Origin of the sequence: Parerythrobacter aestuarii (assembly GCF_030140925.1) — a bacterium.
In the GTDB taxonomy this organism is placed as follows: domain Bacteria; phylum Pseudomonadota; class Alphaproteobacteria; order Sphingomonadales; family Sphingomonadaceae; genus Parerythrobacter; species Parerythrobacter aestuarii.
The window spans coordinates 203,658-225,434 of the sequence record NZ_JARBWD010000001.1 but is presented as its reverse complement, the minus strand read 5'-3'; the positions used below and the strand labels follow the sequence as shown (position 1 = coordinate 225,434).

General features: G+C 62.8%; 16 protein-coding genes. 11 read left to right on the top strand and 5 right to left on the bottom strand.

Annotation, left to right across the window (positions count from 1 at the left end; all coding sequences use genetic code 11):
• Positions 1–19 precede the first annotated feature (19 nt).
• From mnmG to QPW08_RS01085, 10 genes are all read left to right on the top strand, one after another.
• Positions 20–1,873, top strand: coding sequence for a tRNA uridine-5-carboxymethylaminomethyl(34) synthesis enzyme MnmG (gene mnmG, locus QPW08_RS01130; protein ID WP_284123885.1), 1,854 nt, complete (start codon positions 20–22; stop codon positions 1,871–1,873).
• Complete coding sequence (gene rsmG, locus QPW08_RS01125) at positions 1,870–2,505, top strand: 16S rRNA (guanine(527)-N(7))-methyltransferase RsmG (protein WP_284123884.1); 636 nt, start codon at positions 1,870–1,872, stop codon at positions 2,503–2,505. Before mnmG ends, rsmG begins: the two co-directional genes overlap by 4 nt.
• Complete coding sequence (locus QPW08_RS01120; protein ID WP_284123883.1) at positions 2,502–3,278, top strand: ParA family protein; 777 nt, start codon at positions 2,502–2,504, stop codon at positions 3,276–3,278. Before rsmG ends, QPW08_RS01120 begins: the two co-directional genes overlap by 4 nt.
• The gene (locus QPW08_RS01115) at positions 3,275–4,261 is read left to right on the top strand and encodes a ParB/RepB/Spo0J family partition protein (RefSeq protein ID WP_284123882.1); all 987 of its coding nucleotides are present in this window, start codon (positions 3,275–3,277) and stop codon (positions 4,259–4,261) included. Before QPW08_RS01120 ends, QPW08_RS01115 begins: the two co-directional genes overlap by 4 nt.
• A gap of 328 nt (positions 4,262–4,589) precedes the next feature.
• Positions 4,590–7,181, top strand: a complete 2,592-nt coding sequence (locus QPW08_RS01110) for an ATP-binding protein (protein ID WP_284123881.1) — start codon at positions 4,590–4,592, stop codon at positions 7,179–7,181.
• A complete protein-coding gene (locus QPW08_RS01105; protein ID WP_284123880.1) occupies positions 7,178–7,552 on the top strand; it encodes a response regulator in 375 nt (124 codons plus the stop codon). The genes QPW08_RS01110 and QPW08_RS01105 overlap by 4 nt, the downstream gene beginning before the upstream one ends.
• 7 nt (positions 7,553–7,559) lie before the next feature.
• A complete protein-coding gene (locus QPW08_RS01100) occupies positions 7,560–10,115 on the top strand; it encodes a poly-gamma-glutamate biosynthesis protein PgsC/CapC (protein ID WP_284123879.1) in 2,556 nt (851 codons plus the stop codon).
• Positions 10,112–10,885 carry a hypothetical protein gene (locus QPW08_RS01095; protein WP_284123878.1) on the top strand — a complete coding sequence of 258 codons (774 nt, stop codon included), beginning with the start codon at positions 10,112–10,114 and terminating at the stop codon, positions 10,883–10,885. Before QPW08_RS01100 ends, QPW08_RS01095 begins: the two co-directional genes overlap by 4 nt.
• Positions 10,882–11,751, top strand: coding sequence for a hypothetical protein (locus QPW08_RS01090; RefSeq protein WP_284123877.1), 870 nt, complete (start codon positions 10,882–10,884; stop codon positions 11,749–11,751). The genes QPW08_RS01095 and QPW08_RS01090 overlap by 4 nt, the downstream gene beginning before the upstream one ends.
• Positions 11,748–15,890, top strand: coding sequence for a hypothetical protein (locus QPW08_RS01085; RefSeq protein WP_284123876.1), 4,143 nt, complete (start codon positions 11,748–11,750; stop codon positions 15,888–15,890). The genes QPW08_RS01090 and QPW08_RS01085 overlap by 4 nt, the downstream gene beginning before the upstream one ends.
• Positions 15,891–15,918: 28 nt before the next feature.
• On the opposite strand, the gene QPW08_RS01080 is transcribed toward QPW08_RS01085, so the two are convergent.
• The 4 genes from QPW08_RS01080 to QPW08_RS01065 all read right to left on the bottom strand — a co-directional run bounded on the left by QPW08_RS01080 (position 15,919) and on the right by QPW08_RS01065 (position 19,371).
• Positions 15,919–16,839 (bottom strand): outer membrane beta-barrel protein, encoded by a 921-nt coding sequence (locus tag QPW08_RS01080; protein ID WP_284123875.1) that lies wholly within the window; start codon positions 16,837–16,839, stop codon positions 15,919–15,921.
• 3 nt (positions 16,840–16,842) lie between these two features.
• Positions 16,843–17,616 (bottom strand): response regulator, encoded by a 774-nt coding sequence (locus QPW08_RS01075; protein WP_284123874.1) that lies wholly within the window; start codon positions 17,614–17,616, stop codon positions 16,843–16,845.
• A 126-nt stretch (positions 17,617–17,742) separates the two neighbouring features.
• A complete protein-coding gene (locus tag QPW08_RS01070) occupies positions 17,743–18,726 on the bottom strand; it encodes a hypothetical protein (RefSeq protein WP_284123873.1) in 984 nt (327 codons plus the stop codon).
• Positions 18,727–18,888: 162 nt separating this feature from the next.
• Complete coding sequence (locus tag QPW08_RS01065; protein WP_284123872.1) at positions 18,889–19,371, bottom strand: GAF domain-containing protein; 483 nt, start codon at positions 19,369–19,371, stop codon at positions 18,889–18,891.
• 92 nt (positions 19,372–19,463) lie between these two features.
• Here QPW08_RS01065 and QPW08_RS01060 point away from each other — a divergent pair, with 92 nt between their 5' ends.
• Complete coding sequence (locus tag QPW08_RS01060) at positions 19,464–20,942, top strand: PQQ-dependent sugar dehydrogenase (RefSeq protein WP_284123871.1); 1,479 nt, start codon at positions 19,464–19,466, stop codon at positions 20,940–20,942.
• A 3-nt stretch (positions 20,943–20,945) separates the two neighbouring features.
• Here the strand turns inward: QPW08_RS01060 and QPW08_RS01055 are convergent, their stop codons facing one another.
• The gene (locus tag QPW08_RS01055) at positions 20,946–21,773 is read right to left on the bottom strand and encodes a DUF815 domain-containing protein (protein WP_284123870.1); all 828 of its coding nucleotides are present in this window, start codon (positions 21,771–21,773) and stop codon (positions 20,946–20,948) included.
• Between the last annotated feature and the right edge of the window lie 4 nt (positions 21,774–21,777).

Here is a 21,777-nt window from a genome sequence, read left to right as displayed (position 1 = left end):
AGACTGTAAAGGGCGCGGCATGCGTGATTTCGATATCATCGTGGTCGGCGGCGGACATGCTGGTGTCGAAGCGGCCTGCGCGGCCGCGCGCATGGGTGTGCGTACCGCGCTGGTGAGCTTCGAGCCTGAAAAGATCGGTGCGATGAGCTGCAATCCGGCCATTGGCGGGTTGGGCAAGGGCCACCTGGTGCGCGAAGTTGATGCATTTGATGGAGTACTCGCTCGCGCCGCCGATGCTGCCGCGATCCATTACCGCATGCTCAATCGCTCGAAAGGGAGCGCAGTTTGGGGGCCACGCGTACAGGCTGACAGGACTTTATTTCGCCGCGCGGTTCAGGATATTGTAGGCAGGCAGGACAATCTGACTGTCGTTGCCGGGGAAGCAGCGGCGCTACGCTTCAGCGGCGCGCGTGTAACCGGCATCGAGCTGGGCGATGGTTCCCGGCTCGAAGGGCAGGCAGTTATCCTGTGCACAGGCACTTTCCTCGGCGGAAAGCTATTCCGGGGCGAAGAACGCATGATCGGCGGACGCGTCGGCGAAAGTGCCGCTTCGCGCCTTGCCGATCAGATGTATGGGCTCGAGCTGCCGATGGCGCGGCTCAAGACCGGCACCCCTCCGCGGCTCGATGGGCGCACCATCGACTGGGCAATGCTCGAGGAACAGCCGTCCGACGGCGAGGACTGGACCATGTCCGCCATCACCCGGTCGCGCTCCAATCCGGAAGTTTTCTGCGCCATCACCCGCACCAACGAGCGGGCGCACGACATCATCCGCGCCAATCTTGACCGGTCGCCGCTGTTCTCCGGTGCGATTGGAGCTGCGGGGCCGCGTTACTGCCCCTCGATCGAAGACAAGATCCACCGTTTTGGCGATCGTGACGGGCACCAGGTCTTTCTGGAGCCCGAGGGACTGGACACGCATCTGGTCTATCCCAACGGGATTTCCACGTCGCTGCCGACCGACGTGCAGCTGGGCATGCTCCGGGCCATGGACGGGCTGTCCCACGTGGAAATGGTCGTTCCCGGCTATGCTGTTGAGTACGATCACATCGATCCGCGTACCCTCACTTCCGGGCTGGAGCTCAAGGATGTGCCGGGACTCTATTGTGCGGGTCAGATCAATGGCACGACAGGATACGAAGAGGCCGCAGCACAGGGTCTCGTCGCTGGGATCCATGCCGCCTGTGCGGTGCGGGGTATGGCAGCGCCGACGCTGGATCGCGCTAACAGCTATATGGCGGTGATGCTCGACGACCTGACGCTACAGGGTGTGACTGAACCGTATCGGATGTTGACCTCTCGCGCCGAATATCGGCTGCGCCTGCGGGCCAATAATGCATCGACACGGCTGACACCGATGGCCATTGAGCTGGGCTGCGTTGGCGAAGACAGGCTGCGCTGGTTTGATCGGCGCGAGGAGCATCGCGGTGCACTTGAACAGGCGCTGGAACAGCAAGCGACCGCACATCAGATCAATACGCTTGGGCACTCGGTGCGAAGCGATGCTGGACGCATGCCTTTGCGTGAGTGGCTGCGGTTTCCCGATGTCAGCCTTGCAACGCTGGAACCCCTTCTCGTGGGACATGAGCTCTCAGGCGAACTCGCGAGCGAGATCGAGGAAGAGGCAGCCTATGCGCCCTACCTGGCACGCCAGGACGCCGAGTTGCGCGAACTGCGAGCCAATGAAGCGGTTTCGCTCGACCCCGGCTTCCCATTTGCCGATGTACCGGGGTTGTCGAACGAGATGGTTGAGCGGCTGTCGCGTGCGCGCCCTGAAACCCTCGCTGCTGCCGGACGAGTTCCGGGGGTGACGCCCGCTGCATTGGCTGCCGTGCTGGTTTTTGCTCGCAAACGACTGGAAAAAGCGGCGTGATCAGCAATGAGGACGATGCGCGCGCGTTTGTTGCGGCGAGGGGCGATGATTCTGCGCTGGAGCGGATCGAGGCACTGATTGCTGCCCTGCGCGAGGAGAACCAGCGCCAGAACCTGGTTTCGTCTGGCTCGCTCGACCACGTCTGGCAGCGCCATATTGCGGATAGCGCGCAGTTGCTCGACCATGTTCCACGTGAAACATCGCCATGGATGGATCTGGGCTCGGGAGCCGGATTTCCCGGTTTGGTAATCGCTGCGATACGGCCCGACAGCAGGATCTTGCTGGTGGAATCGCGCAAGCGGCGGATCGAATGGCTGGAGTCGATGATTGATCGGCTCGCCCTGGCGAATTGCACGGTCGCGGGGATGCGGCTCGAAGCCGTGGCTGCGTTCGAGGCGCGTGTCATAACGGCACGCGCTTTCGCCCCACTCGAAAAACTCCTCCGTTTGTCCGCAAGGTTTTCCACCGACGACACCGTCTGGCTCTTGCCCAAGGGGCGCTCCGCCGGGGTAGAACTGCAGGGAATCGGGAAGAAGTGGCAGAAACTGTTCCACGTGGAACAAACGGCTACCGATCCGGAGGCGGCCATATTGGTCGGCAAGGGCACAGTGAAAGGGAAGAGCGCAGCATGATTACCATCGCCGTAGCGAACCAGAAGGGCGGGGTTGGGAAAACCACCACAGCCATCAATATCGCCACGGCGATGGCCGCGACCGGCTGGAAAACGCTGCTGATCGATCTTGATCCTCAGGGCAATGCCTCGACAGGCATGGGTGTCGAGAACGAGGATCGCGCCAATTCGAGCTACGAATTGCTGGTTGAAGGAATGCCGCTCGGCGAATGCATTGTCCCGAGCACCATTCCCGGCCTCGATATTGTCCCGGCAACGCAAGACCTGAGCGGGGCCGAAGTCGAGCTGGTTTCGGTCGAGGATCGCACGGACAGGCTGCGCAATGCCATTGCCGGGCATGGCGAACATGAGATCTGCTTTATCGATTGTCCGCCTTCGCTGGGCTTGCTTACGCTCAATGCGCTGGGTGCGGCCGATACGCTGCTGGTCCCGCTGCAATGCGAGTTTTTCGCGCTCGAGGGCCTCAGCCAGCTGCTCCAGACCGTTGAGAGGGTCCAGCAGCGCTTCAATCCCGATCTCGGCATCATCGGGGTCGTGCTGACCATGTTCGACCGGCGCAACCGGCTCACCGACCAAGTTGCCGACGATGTGCGCGATTGCTTGGGAGAGCTTGTTTTTCAATCGGTTATCCCGCGCAATGTGCGCTTGTCGGAAGCTCCAAGCCACGGCCTTCCGGCGCTTGTCTATGACCACGATTGTGCCGGGAGCAGGGCCTATATGGCATTGGCACGCGAATTGATCGGTCGCCTGCCCGAAGAGAGGAAAGCCGCATGAGCGACAAACCGTCCGATCCGATCCGCATCAGCGCCGTGCCTCGCCCGACCGATCGCAAGAAAAAGCTCGGCAAGGGTCTCGGGGCCCTCTTGGGTGAAACGCGGCGCGAAGAGCCGCTGGTGCGGGCCCCGAATGCTTCTTCGGCCCCTGCTGCAGTAGGTGTAGACGGTGGCGCCGCGCCTTCCAGCGGGCTCGCTGCGATCCCTGTTGCCCGGATTTCACCACTTCCGGGCCAGCCGCGCACCCATTTCGATGACGATGCGCTCGATGAACTGGCCGCTTCGATCGCTACGCGCGGGGTTATTCAGCCGGTCATTGTACGACCAAAAGGCGAAGGGAAATACCAGCTTGTCGCCGGCGAACGTCGTTGGCGGGCGGCGCAAAAGGCCCGTTTGCACCAGATTCCGGCCATCGTACGCGAACTGGACGATCGCGAAGTCATGGCGCTGGCGTTAATCGAGAATATCCAGCGCGAGGACCTCAACCCGATCGAAGAGGCGCGCGCCTATCACCGCTTGTCCGAGGATGAAGGACTGAGCCAGGCTGATATCGCCAAGATGGTCGACAAATCGCGCAGCCATGTCGCAAACCTCCAGCGCTTGCTGGCTTTGCCGGATGACGTGATTGCGCTGGTCGAAAGCGGTTCGCTATCGATGGGGCATGCCCGGGCACTGATCGGTTTTGACGGTGCCAGCGCTCTGGCGCGGGAAATCGTGTCGCACAAGCTCTCGGTTCGAGAAGTCGAAAAGCGCGTCCGTGCTTCGGGTGCGCCAGCACGGCCCGCCAAAGCCGCCAAGGCGTCGCGCGATCCGATGAAGGACGCGGATATTGCTGCGGTGCAAGGCCATCTGGAGGAATTCCTTGGCTTGCCGGTAAAGATCAAGACCGATGCAGACCCGCGCTCCGGCGCGGTGACGATCCGGTACCGCACGCTTGACCAGCTCGATCTCATTTGCCAGCGCCTCACTGGCGGGGATATTTGATTTAATATCAGGTATTTAACAGTTACCAATCGGGCTGGAGAGAGTGCTCCTCGCGCGCCAGTGCTGCTTGCAAAGGCGTGGGGGTTTCCTCTGCCCGAGTGCTAACGTGAATTTAACCATGCTGTCCTAGGGTTTCTGCCGTCTTGGCTCGCGTCGTGCCTTCCCGGTGCGCGCGGTCGTCGCCGCAGGGGCATCGCATGATGGGCATTCGCAATCGACAGGGGGCCGAAGCCGGCCTGCCGATCTCGTGTCGGCGACCGAGCACAAGGCCCAAGTTGCGCGGCGCAACTTCCAAATCGATGCCTCTGTCGACAGGGGTCCATCACCCTTGAACGCACGCCGGACATCGAGGGCACTCGCCCGCAATCTGCGCTTCCTCGCGCGCGTGCTCGCGCGAGAGGGGGTGGGGAGCTGGGTGGCGATCGTCCTGGTCGTCGGTGCGATTGCCGCGCTCCAGCAGACGGCCGCTTTCACCGCTACTGACGGGCGCTTCTTCGACATCGCGACGACACGAGAAGCGGGAACACGCCCGACAGTGGTCATCGTTGAAGTTGACAAGGAGCTCGTTGCACCAGGCCGAGGCGGGATCCCCAGGCTAGAGACCGCCCTGGAGCGCCTCGGTGTGGAGCGAGTGGGCTATCTCGATGTTCGCAACTGGGAAGGTGCAGCCGGTCGCGCCATCCCGGCCGTGATCGGACTTTCACCAAGCCCGGTCCCCGCCAGCGACCGATGGCAACTCCCGCCAACTGAAGCAGCGCCTGCAATCCCGAGCGCACGAGTCCTCGCGAGCGCCCAGTACGGGATCTACCGCCAGCAATGGTCGGCCCTGCCCGGAATAGACAAACAGATACCTAGCTTCGAAACGGCACTTGCCGGACGGACCACCGGTAAGCCCGAGCGGTTCTTCATCCGGATGCCGGTCGGCCAGAGTGTGCCGGTCATCACTGCCAGCCAGGTTCTTGACGGACAGCTGGCAGTAGGAGAACTGGCCGGGACTGTGGCGATCCTGGCTGACCCGTCGACGGTGCAAGGCTCGCTCACAACCCCGCTCGACCCCACCAGCAGGGCGACGAGCGAAGCTCATTTTCGCGCCTATGCAATCCAAGCCTTGCGAGCAGGGCGGATCGTACTGCCGGCACGGACGTGGGAGAGCTGGCTCCTGATTGCCCTGCTCGGTGCTGCCATCGGCATCGCCTATATGCGCAGCGATCCCAAGCGATTGGCGATACTCCTGCCACTGGCGGTGAACCTGCTGGTCCTCGCGATAGGCTGGGCGGCCCTCCAGTTCGCAGGACGCCTGTTGCCAGTTACAGCGATGTTGATCGTACCGTGGCTCGTGTCGTTCCTCCGCGTGCTGGGTCGCGAACGCTGGCAGGATCGTCGCCTCGAAGATGCTTCAGCCCGGGCCGTACAGCACGCTTTCGGCCGTTCGGCACTGCGCGAAGGCGCGCGCCTTCCAGAATTCGTCCGCGGCGCGGCCAGGTTCGCCGGGGTCGAGAAAAGCCTGCTGATCGAGCGCAAGGCCAATGGCTCAATAGGTCAGCTAAACGCCTACAATGCCGACTTTGGCGACATCGCGGTATCCACCAAGGAGCTCGACACCTTGCTCGCCACATTGCGTGCCCGCCACGCTGTTGTCTCCGCTGAACACATTGTTCCGGGCTGGCCCGGCCAGGCCCGGATCAGCTGGCTCGGCGGGACAGAGCGCGACCTCTACTGGCTCTACAGTCTTCCGCAAACCGCCCATTCCCGCAAGACGGCTCACATCGTCCGCGCCGTCACGGCTTCATTTCGCGAACTGTTTCGTTGGCGCGCCAACCTCAATGCCCGCAAGCGCCTCGATCAACGCTATGTCCCGATCGACGACAAGGTGGCGAGCGCCATTTCGCTCGTTGCCCAGTCGTCCGACCAGATCCGGCACGGATTCGACACGGTCGGCACGGCGGTGATGATCTTCCACATGGTGGGATCGCCGCTGCATGCGAACGCCCCGATGCATGCGATCTACCGGAAGGCCGGGCTGAGTGTAGGTGAAGCAACCGTTGCCGAAGCCCTGTTGCGCCTGACCGAGCTCGACGAAGTGCGGATCGATGCAATGCTGCAGGATCTCTTGCTCAATGGCGGCGAAATGCGGGTGCCCATGCGCTCCTTCGGGCCGGAAGAGTATATCTTCCGCATCGCCGCGCCGCAGCGGGTCGCCCGCAGCCGCGAGCGCGTGATCGTGCTGGAAGCGATCGATGTTTCCGAACTGCACCGGGCCGCGGACTTGCGCCAGGCGGTCGCACTGTTCATGGACTTGCAGTTGCGCAACGACTTCGAAGCCATCATGCTGGGGTCCGAGCTGGCTTCCGATCCGCGCGTAACCGGTGAGCAGGTAAAGCCGATTGTCGCCCGGATCACGGAAACGACCCGGCGCGCCATCGCCCGACTCGACGAAGTGGCTGAACTCGTGCGCGAAGACATCTGGGCCTTGCAGGATGCCAGCTATCCGGTCGATGCGCGGTCGCTTGTGCTCGACGCAACCGAACGAACAGCTGATTTTGCGCAGGACCTTGATGTCCGTATCGAAACGGAATTGCCCGGAGCAAGCGGCTTCACAATCGCTGAACCGACCGCGCTGGGCGCCATGTTGCGTGCGATCCTGCGAGTCCTGATTGCGGATACACCGCAGGGCGACAGCGTCAAACTCGTCCTCGAAGAGCTCGATGAGCGCACGCACATCCGGATATCTGGGGGTTTCGGGATCGCGCTGGAGCGCCTGTTGCAGCTATTGTCCAACCATGAAGGCGAAGCCATCGGCGATTTCCGCACTATCTCTGAGGGGATGGCACGCGCGATACAGTGGGATGCCAGCGTATCCTACTGGGGTCGTGAGGCCGATGGTTTCGGGTTCAATATCAATTTGAGGCGCATCGGATGACCACGCACCGGATCCTGATCGTAGACGACGACACTATCCTCAGTGGGCTCTTGCAGCTCACGCTCGAGCTGGAAGGCTATGCTGTCACGACGGCACCCGACGGCAGCGATGCGCTGGCGATTCTCAAAACGCAGGATTTCGATGCTATCATTCTCGACATCGTCATGCCGAAGATGGACGGGATCAAGTTCCTGCGGGTGCTCAACGACAGCGGTGCCAAGCGTCCGCCTATCCTCGTGATTTCTTCGGCTGCCGGAAATGAACTGACGGACAGTTTCCGTGCGCTTGGAGTCGTCGGTATCGCTCGCAAACCGATTGAACCGGCCAAGCTGGTTGCGCGCGTAGGCGAGGTTCTCGCCGCCGGGACCTGACGCGGCGATGGATTCCCTGCCCCTCACCATCTTTCCGGACGGAGGCCTTGCCAGCTCCGTCATTACGACGGTGTGGGTCGGCGTTTTCGTCCTATGCTTCTTCAACCTGCGGTATGGCTGGGTCCTGTCGGGCCTGGTCGTACCCGGCTATCTCGTTCCGCTCGTGATCGTAAAGCCGTGGGCTGCGGTAGTCATCGTGATCGAAGCAATCCTGACCTACGTGATCGTCTGGGCCTTTTCAGAGCGGATCGCCCCCGGGCGATTCCCGGCCTTGTTCGGGCGCGACCGCTTCATGGGGCTGATTCTTGCCAGCATCGCCGTGCGACTGTCGATGGATGGTTATGTCTTGCCGGCATTTGCCGAGTGGCTGCTCGATAACTTCGATCGCAGGTTCGACTGGCAGGATAATCTCCAGAGCTTCGGTCTCGTCATCATCTCGCTGCTGGCCAACCAGTTCTGGAAGCCGGGGCTGGGCCGGGGGCTGGTCGCAGCCATCGTTACCATCGGGCTGACGTTCCTGATCGTGCGCTATGGGCTGATGGAATTCACCAACTTCCGCATGAGCGGGGTGAGCTACCTCTATGAAGGCCTTGCCAGCTCGATCCTTGCCAGCCCCAAGGCCTATATCATCCTCACACTGACCGCGATGATCGCGAGCCAGGTCAATGTTCGCTACGGCTGGGATTTCTCCGGGATCCTGATCCCGGCGCTGATTGCGCTGCAATGGTACCAACCGACCAAGGTATTGACCTCGTTCCTCGAGGCCATCGTTATCTACCTGATCGCGCGGCTGATCCTGAAGTTGCCGATGATGGCCAACGCCACGATCGAGGGCGGGCGCAAGCTGCTGCTGTTCTTCAACATCAGTTTCGCCTGGAAGATGCTGATCGGCTGGGTGATCGTGTGGCAGGGGTTTGACGTCAAGACCACTGACTTCTACGGCTTCGGCTACCTGCTTTCGACGCTGATCGCGATCAAGGCCCATGACAAGAACATCTTCCCACGCCTGGCGCGGTCGACACTGCAGGTCAGTCTTGCCGGTGCAGTGCTTGGCAACATTGTCGGGTTTGCTCTTTCCGCTGGTGTCACGCGAATCGCCACAGCGACAGCGGGTGATCCCGAACTGATGCCAGGCGAGTCGCGCACCCCGCGCCTCGACGCCCTGGTGGTGCGCGCCGTAGGCGACGCACATGTCCGCCGCATGAGAGCAAGAGCGGAACCGCTTTCGACCGAAGCAGCGCAATCACTCGCTGAACTGATCGAGCTTTTCGAAGCGGGGGTTCCAGCGAGCAGTCCGACCTTCGACCTGACCGCCGACGACTGGCGAGTGCAGCGTGTGGAAGGTGGGCGCTACGCCATCATCCGGGCCGATGGAGCCGGCGAGGAACTGCTGGTCTATGACCCCGCTGCACCCCGCAATCTCGCTATCGTCGCCGCCGATCCTACCGGGGCACCGGGATTGGGAACAGCCGCCGTGACCTTGCAGCGAAACCAGCGAGCCCGGTGGCTGGTCATTGCGGCCCCGGCTGGTCCGACCGCGCTGGGCAACGCCAATGTTGCCGACGTCTTCCGCGCTACCAGTGCCTCTCCTCGCATGCTGGTGGAGCAGGCCACCGCAGGGGAGGGCTCGCGCGCTACATTCGCCAACCAATCGGCTCGCGCGGCAGATATTGCGGCCTTGCGCGGTGCGATCCGGGCGATCGATGTAACCCTGCAGGCAGCCTCTGCGGAAATTGTCGGCAACGAAGCCTTGATTACGCTGGACGGCGCGGCTGTCCGTCAATTGTCGCTCGCCTATCTTGGCCCACAAGCCACCCCGGGCATCGAGCGGTGCAGCATGCCGCGGGCAGGCAATGTTTCCGAAGGGTGGGAGGGACTGGGGCAGCTGGCCTACCTTCGGTTCGAAATCGCCGAACCGTTGCTTGCCAGTATTTCCAGCCAATCCCAGCCGGACGTGGCCCGCGCCGCCGCAGACATCGGAGGGTTTGCACTCTCGCGCTGCCGTCTTGGCGGCCGCAACCACTGGGCGCTGCTGGCTCCGCTCAGGGATGAGGGGTACGCCTTCTTCGCCGAAGGCGGAGCGCCGCAACGCATCGTCTTGAGCTATCGCGCAATCGACGACACGCTGGCAGCCCGTATCGGCGCGGCCGTGCACAGCGAATGGAATGCCGATGCCCTGCTGATCGCCCCGCAGACCGACTCGTTGTTCCGTCCATCGGAGACAGCGTTTGATGTCGTCTGGCAGGAAAGCCTGCGCCAGCAACAACCGGGAGAAGGACCGTCCATCTTCCAGCTCAGGTCAGCCCCTGAATCCGCCTATCGTTACGATGGGCCGGCAGATGTGGTTGTTGCACGGGATATCGTCGGGACCACTGATGCGGAATTCATGCCGATCCTCTCCGCGCTGCGGCAATCCGGCCTGCGGGCTGAATTTGCCGGTGACGGGAAGGATTGGGCTGGCTTCGAGAAGCGTCCCGCCACGGCCTTGCGCTATCTCGACCAGACGTCGGGCCGTCGCTATGCGGTCGGCTGGGTGATCGACCGGGGGGCTCCGCCGCAATGAGCCTGCGTTTCCTCGCTCGGCTGACTGCTTTCGGCGTGCTGCTGGCTGTCGCAGCCGCCCTGGGCTGGCGCTATGGTGGCCCCGTCGGTCGCTATATTGCCGAAGCTCAAAGCTCGACCACGGTCGATGCCGATATCGACAATCGGGCGCTGGTCTATCGTCTGGATCGCGAACGCCCGCTGGTGTTCGTCTTCAGTCAACCAGTCGAGCGGGTTAGGTTGCTGTCGCAATCAGCCGTTCTTGCGGAGGAACGTGCGCGGCCGGAAGGGTTCGTCTATGCGGTGGAAGCGCGCCTGTTCGATAGCTCCGGGGCAGAGGTGGCAAACCACCTGCTCTACCTGCATTCCGACGCCCCCGACCGGGTGTTCGCATCCGGTGAAAGCTGGCGCTTCTTCCGCAACCGACCAGAAGTCGTGGCGGGAATGGACGATGTCGTTATCCGCGCGCCAAGCCCGGTAGTGCGGTCGGAGTGGCGGCTCGTCGAAGCGGATCCTGCCATCGAGGCGGTCGATATCCGGGTCTATGAACGCCGCCCGTTGCTCGCATCGCAGGCGCTGTCCAATTTTCGCCGCCGGAGCGACAATGAAAAGCTCGCCATGACGCTGGGCAACGCCTTTCCGCCCGACATGTTGACCGAAGATGAAATGTCCAACATCGCCATCAACCTGTGGCGCCCGCTGGGGCCGAGCGGGATCGCCGGGCGCGATTACCAGGCATTGGTCCTCTACGAAGGCACGCGGCGCCGTGTCCGCGGAGCGCGGGAGCAGTGAAGCGTGGGACAATTCTTGCGGCAACCCTGCTGGTGACACTTGGTACCGGCCTTGCAGCCATTCTGTTCCCGCCCTTGCGGGACGCGATCGGTATTGCGCCTGGCGGTCCTGCGCCATTGCGGGCGGCCGAGCGGCTGTTCAACGATGCGATGACCGACCCCGGCAGCCGTAGCCTGGTTGCCGAGGCTGCATCAATCGGCCTGGAAGTGTCTGCCGGGGGTGCGGATTGGGAAGGGGTGCGTATCGCCGAGCCTGCGGGAATGTGCGAAGGCCGCGGAATCTACCTCTTGCGCGATGGCAACGTGCGCCCGGTCGCCCTCACGGCCCCCCACCGCGGGGCCGATCGAAACACTGGCACGCTCGCGGCGCAACTCTTCCTCGAAACCGGGGCCGCCGCTGCGGCGTGGAACTCTGCTCCGCGCAAGCCGACAAGTGATTGCCCCGCTGCACTCGACCTTGCCAAGGCACCACGCCATCCCTTCACCGGCTTTGCGCTGGCATTTGCAGACCGGTTTCCGCAGGGCCGGATCGTGCAATTGCATGGTTTCGACCGGAGCAAGCGAGCCGACGAAGCGGGCCGATCGGCTGGAATCATTCTCAGCAACGGGACCATGGAGCCCGAGCCAGGACTGCTCGACCTTGCTGACTGCCTCAGCGTCGCGCTCGCCCCCTATCCAGTGCGGGTGTTCCCCTACGAAACCGGCGAACTGGGTGCGCTGACCAACGCCCAGGGTGAGGCCTTGCGAGGCAAGGGATTTGCCGGTTTCGTCCATCTCGAAATGGCCGAAGACCTCCGTGCTGCGTTGGTCGCAGATGAAATGTTGCGGGCTCAGCTGGCGCAATGCCTGTTCGGAGGGCTCGAGTGAGCGCGCCTGAACCGCTCGACCTCCTTGCCAGGCTGGAGCATGGTTACGCGCCCAAGCTGGCCCCGGTCTATGCGGACATGCGCGACGAGGTGCTGGCCTATGCGGCTGAGCGCGCGCAGGCATCTCCAGCGCGCCGTCATGCAGAAGTGCTGGCCTACTTCTGCGAACGTCAGGCGGATGAGATTGCGGCGCTGGCCCAGGCCGAAGCAGCGTTCCAGACCCGCTTCGCCAGCGCTCTCGACGAGGCTGAGCAGCGCGCGGCCATTCTCGCCTTTGCCGACCAGCTCGGCCAGACGAAGCAGCAGCTCCGTGGCGACGCCAAGGCGTTTGACCGGTTCTTCGATGCCGATGCCGTGCTGGAACGCTTCGCCAAGCGGGGCGGTGAGCGCGAAAGGGCGCTTGCCTACGGACTTGATCGCCTGGGAGTTGCTATCGGAGCGGCAATGGCCGAAAGCGCCGATATCAGAGGCGCGAGCTTCTTCAGCGAAACCTTCCTTCCGCTGATTGCCCGCATGCGGCAATGGCCAGGCGATCCGCGCGTGCGCACTGCTGCCCATGCCTGTGTCCGCCAGATGGCCGAGCGCATGATTGAAGAACCTGAAGACGCCTGGTTCGATATGCTGATCAGCGCCACCCGCCGGGTGTGTCTCGATGAAAGCGAAGCGGTCTGGACTCAATGCGAGGCGATCGACGCGCTCCTCGCACTTTCGCCTGAATCCCTGCCTTCCGTGATCGATCGACGCCTGTCCGGCGATCTCGAATCCAAGCCCGAGGTGCTCCGCGACCGGGCCCTGTTCGTACAACGACACCTGGTCCGGCTATTGTGCCACAACTTCCACCGTTCGCCCAAGTTTGCCCGCTATCTGCCAATCCTCGCCAACAGCCGGGAAGGCGCGGTTCGCCAGGCTTTTGCCGACAGCCTGCATCACTTGCCGCCTGAAGCGGCAAAAGGGATGCTGACCCGGCTGCGGGTCGATCGGGATCCGCAGGTACGCGCGGCCATCTTCGCCGATCCAGCGCGCATTATCGCTCACGTCGGGGCCGCAGCCATGGCTGCGCATATTTGCCGCATCTTCACTCATGAGGAACAGGAATTCACCCTTCGCATCGCGCTTGATGCAGCTGCCGGGACCCTCCGCCACCTGCGTGAGACGGGCTCGTCCGAGCTGGACGGAACGAACGAGACCTTGAAGGCCGGCTTTGCGCAGCTCCAGCAGCGGACCCAATCCGCCAAGGTGCTGCGCTGGCTCGATGAAGCGCGTGAGCGCAGCTGGCTTTATGCAACGGCCGAAGCAATCGAAATCGCAGATATCCTCGCCGAGATTGTCAACGGCCAGCTGGAAGGCACCGTCAGGCGCGCAAGGGCGCTCAAGCCCTATCTCGACGACGATCCGGAGCTGGTCGGGCGAGTTATGGCGGTGCTCGCACAGCGCGACTTCGGCTTGTCGTTGCAGGCATCTGCCTTTCCCAGCGTGCAACGCGGGGAATTCTTCCGCCGCCGTTTGTGGCGCATCCTTTTTGAAGGCGGCAACAGCGCCACCGACAAGCGTCAGGCCTTTCGCCATGCGATCGGGCGTCATTACCATGGCACGATGTGGGCCCCGAGCGCGCGGATGGCCGAGCTGGCACCGACCAAGGTGCCCGGAGAGCCACTGTTCGAAAGTAGCGAGGGTGGGTGGCGCAACTACCTGCCGTTGCTTGACCAGGTGCTCACCGTGCTCGACCGCGGCGGGACTTGTGAGATCTATACCAGCGCCGGGATCACGGCGATCACCGCGCCCGACAGCATTGTCCGCCGCATGCGGGCATTCTGGCGTATTTCGCGCGATTTCCCGCGACTGGCCTCGCTCCGCAATCGCGAACCTGACGACTATCTCGCGGCCCTGCGCAAGTTCGAAATCGACATCGCGTTCCGCCCCTATCGCGATAGCCCGGGCGAGCCCAATCCGAAGGTGGTCAAGCTGTTCAGCGTCGGCGGCGTATTTGCGGCCCTGCCCGTGTTGTGGGATCGGGCGCTGGCCTATTTCTCGACCGTTTACGAGAACAACCTCCTTGAACTGGCCATCTTTGTCGCTCTGGCGAGCCTGTGGTTCTTCGGGCGCCACATGGCGCTGGGCTGGCATGCCCGGCGCCTTCGAGCGCGCTTGCCACTATCGCTCGGCGGATGGGGGACGCGGGGCAAATCGGGGACAGAACGTCTCAAGGCCGGCCTTATCAATGCGCTGGGCCCGTCGATTGTCTCCAAGACCACTGGCTGCGAGGCCATGTTCCTGCTCGGTACGCCATTCGGCGACCTAACCGAGATGTTTCTGTTCCGCCCTTACGACAAGGCGACAATCTGGGAGCAATACCAGCTGCTGCAGACCTCCGACGGGCTGAAAGGGCGAGTGTTCCTGTGGGAATGCATGGGACTCAACCCGGCCTATGTGAAAGTGCTGCAGCAAGACTGGATGCGCGACGATATCGGCACCATCACCAATACCTATCCCGACCACGAAGACGTGCAGGGCCCGGCCGGGCGTAACATACCGGAAGTCATGTGCCAGTTCATCCCGCACGATTCCTTCCTGCTGACCACGGAGGAGGAAATGCTGCCGATCCTGGCCGAAGGCGCGGCCAAGGCCGGGACAAGGATGCAGGCAGTCACATGGAAGGAAGCCGGCCTGATCCACCAGAGTCTGCTCGACCGCTTCCCTTATGAGGAACACCCTTACAATATCGCGCTGGTCACCGCGATGGGGGCGGAACTGGGTCTTGAGCCCGATTTCTGCATCAAGGAAATGTCCGACCGGGTGGTGGCCGACCTTGGGGTACTCAAGACCTATCCGCGTTCGACCATCAATGGCCGCACGCTCGAGTTCGTGATGGGCATGTCCGCCAACGAGCGTTTCGGGGCGATGGGCAACTGGACCCGCATGGGCTTCATCGACCATTCGCTGGAGCGCGACCCGGAGATATTCGTCTCCACGATCGTCAACAACCGCGCCGACCGCGTGCCGCGCAGCCGTGTTTTTGCGCGCATGCTGGTGCACGATGTATCGGCCGACAAGCATGTGCTGATCGGGTCCAACATCGAAGGCCTGCTGGGCTTTATCGAGGAAGAATGGGACGCTTACGCTGCCGAAGTGACGCTGGTCGACGAAGATGCCGAGCCTGCTGCGCTGCTGGAGGAGCTCGCGAAGAAGCAGCGGATCCCGGTCACCGCCGAAGAGCTTGCGGGTCGACTGACAGCCATGGTGGCCGGTGTTGACGACGCAGCCGATGTAACGGCCGCCTTGGGGGCTGCGAAGGCCGGAACCCTTGCCGACCATCTGCAGCAAGCAGGAATCAAGGGGGCTGATGCGATAGCTGCGCATTACGCCGCGCTGGCTGAACTCCATGCCGAGTATACGACTCTCGCCGACCAGGCGCGCAGCGGCAGTGCCAGCGACCAGGCCGTGCGCGCGCTGCTTGCCAAGGCGTTCCATGCCAAGCTGGTGCCGGTCTACGATTACTACATGAAGGGCGAATATATTGTCCGGCTGGTCGCTGAGAGCACCCCGCCCGGACTTATCAATCGCATCATGGGGATGCAGAACATCAAGGGGACAGGGCTCGACTGGGTCTATCGCTGGCAGGCGTGGGAGGCTGTGTGGAAGGCCTGCGAGCAGATGCGTGACGAGGATCCCGGCACGGTCGAGCGTGGCTATCGTTTCCTCGCCTCGTTCCAGGAATTCGGCATCCTCAGCGAAAAAGCGGTACGGGCCGCGATTGCAGGGCTTCGTTCGCGGATCGAACAGGTCCCAACTGTTTCGCCGCTCCAGCTCGATGCGCTTGAAACCCGGCTGGACGACCAGATGAAGCAATTCGATTCATCGGCCAGTGAAGCAGATGCCGACAAGCCCAAAGAAGGGGGCTGGCTGTCCGGGCTGGGCAGTGCGATGCTCGAGTTCGCGGAAGCCTTTATCGATGCCGGCGATGCGGTCCGCCGACGCAAGGCAGCTGACCGGATCTACAAGGCATTGATCGCAGAACAGATTTCCAGCCAGCGCGCGGCGACAGAACTCAAGAAGCTCACCTCGCGCCAAAAAGGCGGCTGGCTGGCCAAGGATTTGCAGGAAATCCCGACAAAGTTGTCTGAAAAGTTGCGCCGCGACTGAGAGTTTGGCCCGGACAGGTGCTTTTCCGCTAGAAGCGATAGCCGACGGTCAAGCCCACGCGGAATGTGTCGCTATTGTAGCGCTCGTCGTTCGAACTCTTGATCCGGTACTGTGCGCTGGCAGTCGCATAGATGCCCTTGGTGCGGCCATAAGCAATCTCTGCTCCCGGGCCGACATAACTGTCTCGCCGAAGGTCGCCTTGCGGATCGCCTCGGGCAATCCGTTCGTCATAAGACCATTGGCGGTATTCGATTGATGGCCGAAAGCGCAGGCGCCTGGTGATCGGTAGGCTGTACTTCACCTGTGCAACCGTTCGCTGGTAGCTGCGGCGAGGCGAATCTTCGCTGTCCATCCATTCGTGGCGTAGGTCGAACCGCAACCAGTGATAGGATCCAAGGCGACGGTTATATTGCACGGCAAGGCGCCAGCCATCACTGTGGACTGTGGTGTTATAGTCGTACTCGCGCTCGAGATAGTCGGCATAGGCCCGCAGGCGATCATTGCCCTTTTCCCACTGTACACGCACCCCGATACTGGTCTGGTCTGCACCGGGGAGAGCTTCAAGCACAGCGACATTCTCGATCCTGCGGGCGCGCAACCGCACGCCTATGGTTTCCGAGATTTCCTGCTCGACCTGGATCGCTCCGCCATATGTCGTGCGATCTTCGCGAGTCACATCATTATAGTCGAAATAGCCGCCTTGCACTTCGATGCGGGCCCCGGTGGTCTTGCCGAGATCGAAATCAAATCCGACTTCACCGCGTACGCCTATGCCCGAGCTGTCGATGTCCTCACCTTCATCGAAGTCGAGGTCCGACTGGACAACGCGGAACGAGAATTCTGCGGTCGGATCGGCATTGAAGGCATCATCGGTTTGCGCCCGTGCGGGCGTTCCGGCCATCATGACGGCACCAGCACAAAGTGAAAGGAGGGCAGAGTACCAGCGCATGGCTCAAATCTTCCGTGCAATCGACTGGGCGGCGCGTTCAAGAATGTCGCGTACGTCGCCACCTTCGAAGTATGTTGCCATCAGTTCTATCTCGTGAGCGCGCGCCTCTTCTCCGAGCGCGGTCTCACCAAACGATCCGGCGGTTCCGGCGAGCTGGTGCAGGATGCGCCGCAACTCGACTATCACGCTTTCCGAAAGATCATCGCTCGCAAGCGCGTCGCGGAGCGCCTTGAGCGTGCTCACCTTGCGTTCGGAAAATTGTTCATTGAGTGCCTCGAAGGCGGCCGAGCGCAGCTTCTGCGCACGATTCTTCGTCCCGTGCCCCCAGGCGTGAAGCGTGGCCCGCAGGTCGGCCAGGGCGACAGGCTTCTCCAGGAAGGCTTGCATCCCGGCCTTGCGGTATATCCGGACCTCGTCGAGTTCGGTGGCGGCGGTGATAGCGATAATGGGCAACTCTACCGTATTGATTCCCTCGCTGCGCAGCCGTCGGGCAGTTTCGATCCCGTCGAGGATCGGCATCATGATATCCACCAGCAGCAACGAATAGGGCTCGCCCTTGTCGATGGCAGCATGCACCATGTCGATCGCTTCGAGGCCATTGGCTGCGATATCCATGTCGATCGAGAGGCGATCGGCCATGGCCTGCATCATCTCGGCGCTGATCGCGGTGTCTTCCGCCAGCAACACGCGCAGTTTGGCGGGCGCAGCGGCGTCCCCTGCAGAGGGCTGCTTGCCGGATGCATCGCGCACCCAGTCTTTGGCTGGCACTTCTTTCACACCAGCCGCCTTCGCAGCATATGGTTAAGATGAAGCTAAGGGCGCGTTCTGGCCATGCGTACCAGGACCCGGCTCCAGTTTGGCCAGTCAAGCCGCATCAAGACGCCACGACTTCGGGCCAAGGGCTTATTTTCCCTTGATATACTTGACCGGCTTGGTTGGCTTGGACTTGATGTAGCGGACTTTCTTGACCGGCTTGGGCTGGGTCGTGACGATGGTCTTTTCGACCATCACGGTTTCTTCGACCCATTCCTCGCGCACGACTTCGCGGACGACGGGGACCATGGGCACCTGATAGACGGTCATTGTCGCCATCGGCACGACAACATAGCCCCCGGACCAGCCGCCGCTCCAGCTCTGGTGCCAGCCGCCGTTCCAGCCATACCCCGGTTGCATCGGATACGGCCAGCGCCCCCCGCCAGTGGCGTAGGATTCCTCATAGGTCTTGAGCCAGTTCTTGCAGTCTTTCTTGGTGCCGTCGCCACCGGCCAGCGCAATGGCTTGACCGATGAACAGGCCGACCAGTCCGCCAACGCCACCCCCGATGAGTGAGCCGCCGAGGCGCTCTCCGGCACCGGCAACACGATTGCCGATGGCTGCGCCGGCTGCCGCGCCTAGCAGGCCGCCTGCGACAGCGCCGCGGTCTGCGCGCTTGCGTCGATCGCGCAGATAGGCCTGGCAGTCGCCGATCCATGCCTTGCGGTCGACGACCGGTGGCATCGGCGGATAGCCCTGTTGCGGTTGGTATGCGGGCTGCGGATGGTGCGCAGGCATAGGATGCGGCGCCGGGTGCGGCATGGGATGATGCATCATCGGCCCCCGGTGCTCGTACTCGACCTCGTAATCCGCCGCGTATTCTTCATCGCCGTCGCCGGAGTAGGTCTCGTAGGCGGTATACTGCGGCTGGTAGGCCGGCTGCTCGGGGATCGGCTGCACAACAGGCTGGCGCACGAACACGGTCTGCGGTTCGCCTTCCGGAGCCGGTTGGGCGTATTCATAAACCCGCTGCTCATAGCCCATCTGCTGGGCCAGCGCCGGAGTGGCGGCGATCATGGCTGCGGCGGTGGTCCCGGCGGCGGCAAGAATACGGATGGGCAGGGCGGTCGGCATCGGCTTTCCTCTTCACTTGAACCCCGACTCACGCGAGATGCAGCGAGCGGCGGCGTTAAGAGAAAAGTTACCATAAGTGCCTGCAGAGTCACGAAGACCCGCCGATCTGTCCCGTTTCGGGTCGGAAAGTTGCCTAACCCGTCTAACCAATGTGAGGGGGGCTCAGATCCGGTCGGCAATCCTGCGCGCCAGCTTTTCGAGCCCGGCCGCGTCGTCGGTCCCGAAGTGCCCCTTGTCCGGAGCATCGAGGTCGATCACGGCAATGACCTGACCATCCCGCAGGACCGGCACCACCACCTCGCTCTCACTCGCGGCATCGCAGGCAATGTGGCCGGGGAAGGCGTGGACATCCTCGACCAGCTGGGTCTCGCCGGTTTGTGCCGCCGTGCCGCAGACACCCTGGCCCAACGGGATGCGTATGCAGGCAGGTCGACCGACAAACGGCCCCAGCACCAGCTCGCCTTCGACCATGCGATAGAATCCCGCCCAATTGAGCCCCGGAACGAATTCCCAGATCAGCGCCGCAAGGTTTGCCATGTTGGCGACGCTGTCGCTTTCCCCCGAAGTCAGGGCATCGGCGGCGTCGGCCAACTGGCGATAGCGTTCGGCAGCGGGCAGGTCGGCATCGGGAGCGAAATCATACATGCTGCGCGATCTAGGCGGATCGTCGGCGCTTGCAAGCGAATGCGCCCGCAAAACATTTGCCGCTGGCCGATAGCTGGCCTATCTCGCACCGCATGAGCACCATGCGCAAGATCCTCATCGCCCTCGTCGTTTTCATCCTCGTTCTCGCCGCGCTCGGCTATTGGCTGACCCGTGGCACCCCGGCGGACCTGTCCGTGGAAGAGGTGACCGGTGCCGATCCGACCCTGAGCGAACCGAAGGAAGAATCCTTCCCAACCGTCCAGATCGCCAAGCCGGTCGGCTGGGCCGACGGCGAGAAGCCTGTCGCGGCCGAGGGGTTGGAAGTCGTCCGCTTTGCAGAGGGTCTGGACCATCCGCGTGTGTTGCAGCGCCTGCCCAACGGCGATGTCCTGGTGACACTGACCCGCGCCCCCAAGGTCGAACGCGACGGGGGCGGGATAATGGATGCGATCAAGGGCTGGATCGCGGGTATCCTGCTGTCCGAAGCGGGGGCAACCGGGGAATCGCCCAATGAGCTGGTGCTGTTGCGCGATGCCGACGGGGACGGAGTGGCCGAAGTGCGCCAGACCTTGCGCGACGACCTTGATTCGCCGTCGGGCATCGGCTGGGCCAATGGCAAACTCTACATCGCCAATCATGACGCCCTGCTCGAATTCGATTACGAGCTGGGTTCGGACTCAGTCTCGGGCGATCCGCGCAAGCTGATGGACCTGCCCCCGGGCGGCGGCCACTGGATGCGCAATCTCGAACTCAGCCCCGACGGCACCAAGGTCTATGTCGCGGTCGGGTCGGTCTCCAACATCGGCGAAAGCGGGATGGAGGTCGAAGAGGGTCGGGCGATGATCTGGGAATACGATCTCGCCACCAACACCCAGCGCCAGTTTGCGACCGGCCTGCGCAACCCCAACGGGCTCGACTGGAACCCGATGTCTGGCGAGCTTTGGACTACAGTCAACGAGCGTGACATGCTGGGCGGCGATATGGTGCCCGACTATCTCACCAATGTGCCTGTCGGCGCGCAATATGGCTGGCCCTGGATCTATTGGGGCGACAATCTCGACCAGCGGGTCGATGCCGACCGTCCGCCCTTCCTGGTCGAATATACCCGCAAACCCGAATATGCGCTTGGGCCGCATGTCGCCGCGCTCGGCCTGGTGTTCAGCGCCGAAGGCAACCGCATGGGCAAGGATTTCGCTCGCGGTGCCTTTATCGCCCGGCATGGTTCGTGGAATCGCAAACCGCCTTCGGGTTACGATGTAGTCTATGTCGCTTTTGACGAGCGCGGGAATCCTCTCGGCAAGCCGGTGCCAGTCCTCACGGGCTTCCTCAATGACGACGGCACAACCAAGGGTCGCCCGACCTGGGTCGAATGGGCCGGGGACGGCTCGCTGCTCATCAGCGACGATACCGCCGGGATCATCTGGCGGGTTATCGCCCCCAGTGCTGAACCTGCTGCGGCGATTGGGCGCTACAAGGCCGAAGGACTCAAGCCGCGCGCTTCGCTCAACGGGCAGACCGAGGAATCGTTCGCCGAAGACTTCATGCGCAACAGCAATTCGCCAGGCAACTAGGCGTCAGACGCTTTTTCCGGCGCGGCCGGCGATTTCGACCACGTATTGCCACGCGCTCCGGCCTGACAACGGACCGCGTGCCCGCGACCATTCCAGCGCTTCGTCCGCATCGAACGCCAAGCCGGCCGGATCGGCATGGGCGGCCACGATCGCAAGATAGGTGTCCTTGTCGCAGGGGTGGAAGCCCAGCCGCAGGCCGAACCGATCCGCCAGCGCCAGCGAATCGTCCATCCGGTCGCGCTCTTGCAGCGGATCGGCCTGGTCGCTGGAATCCCGTGCCAGTATGGCCCGGTGATTGGATGTCACTGCCAGCCTGACATTGTCCGGACGCGGGCAAAGGCTCCCTTCAAGCGCGCTACGCAGATTGCGCAATGCAGCCTCGTCGCTGCGATCAAACGCCAGGTCGTCGAGATAGAGCAGGAAACGGCGATCGATCCCGCCGATAGCGTCAAACAGGGTCGGTAGCTGCGTGAGGCTGGCAACGTCCAGTTGTACCAGCGCAAGGCGTTCGCTTGTGTCATGCTGGATAGCCGCGACTGCCGAGCGTAGGAGAGCCGACTTCCCCATGCCGCGGGCACCCCATAGCAGCATGTCATGCGCGGCGGCTCCGCGGGCGTGGCGGGCGACATTCTCGACCACGACTTGCTTCTGCCGCTCGATACCCTTGAGGCGGTCGAGTGGCAGGGCGATGATGGTTTCAACCGGTCTGACCTCGCCGTTGCTCCAGACATAGCCCGGCGACAACCGCCAGTCGGTCTCCGGACCCGGCGCAGGGGATAGCCGCTCCAATGCATCGGCGATGCGGGCGAGCGGATCTCCCTGGTCGGTCATTCCT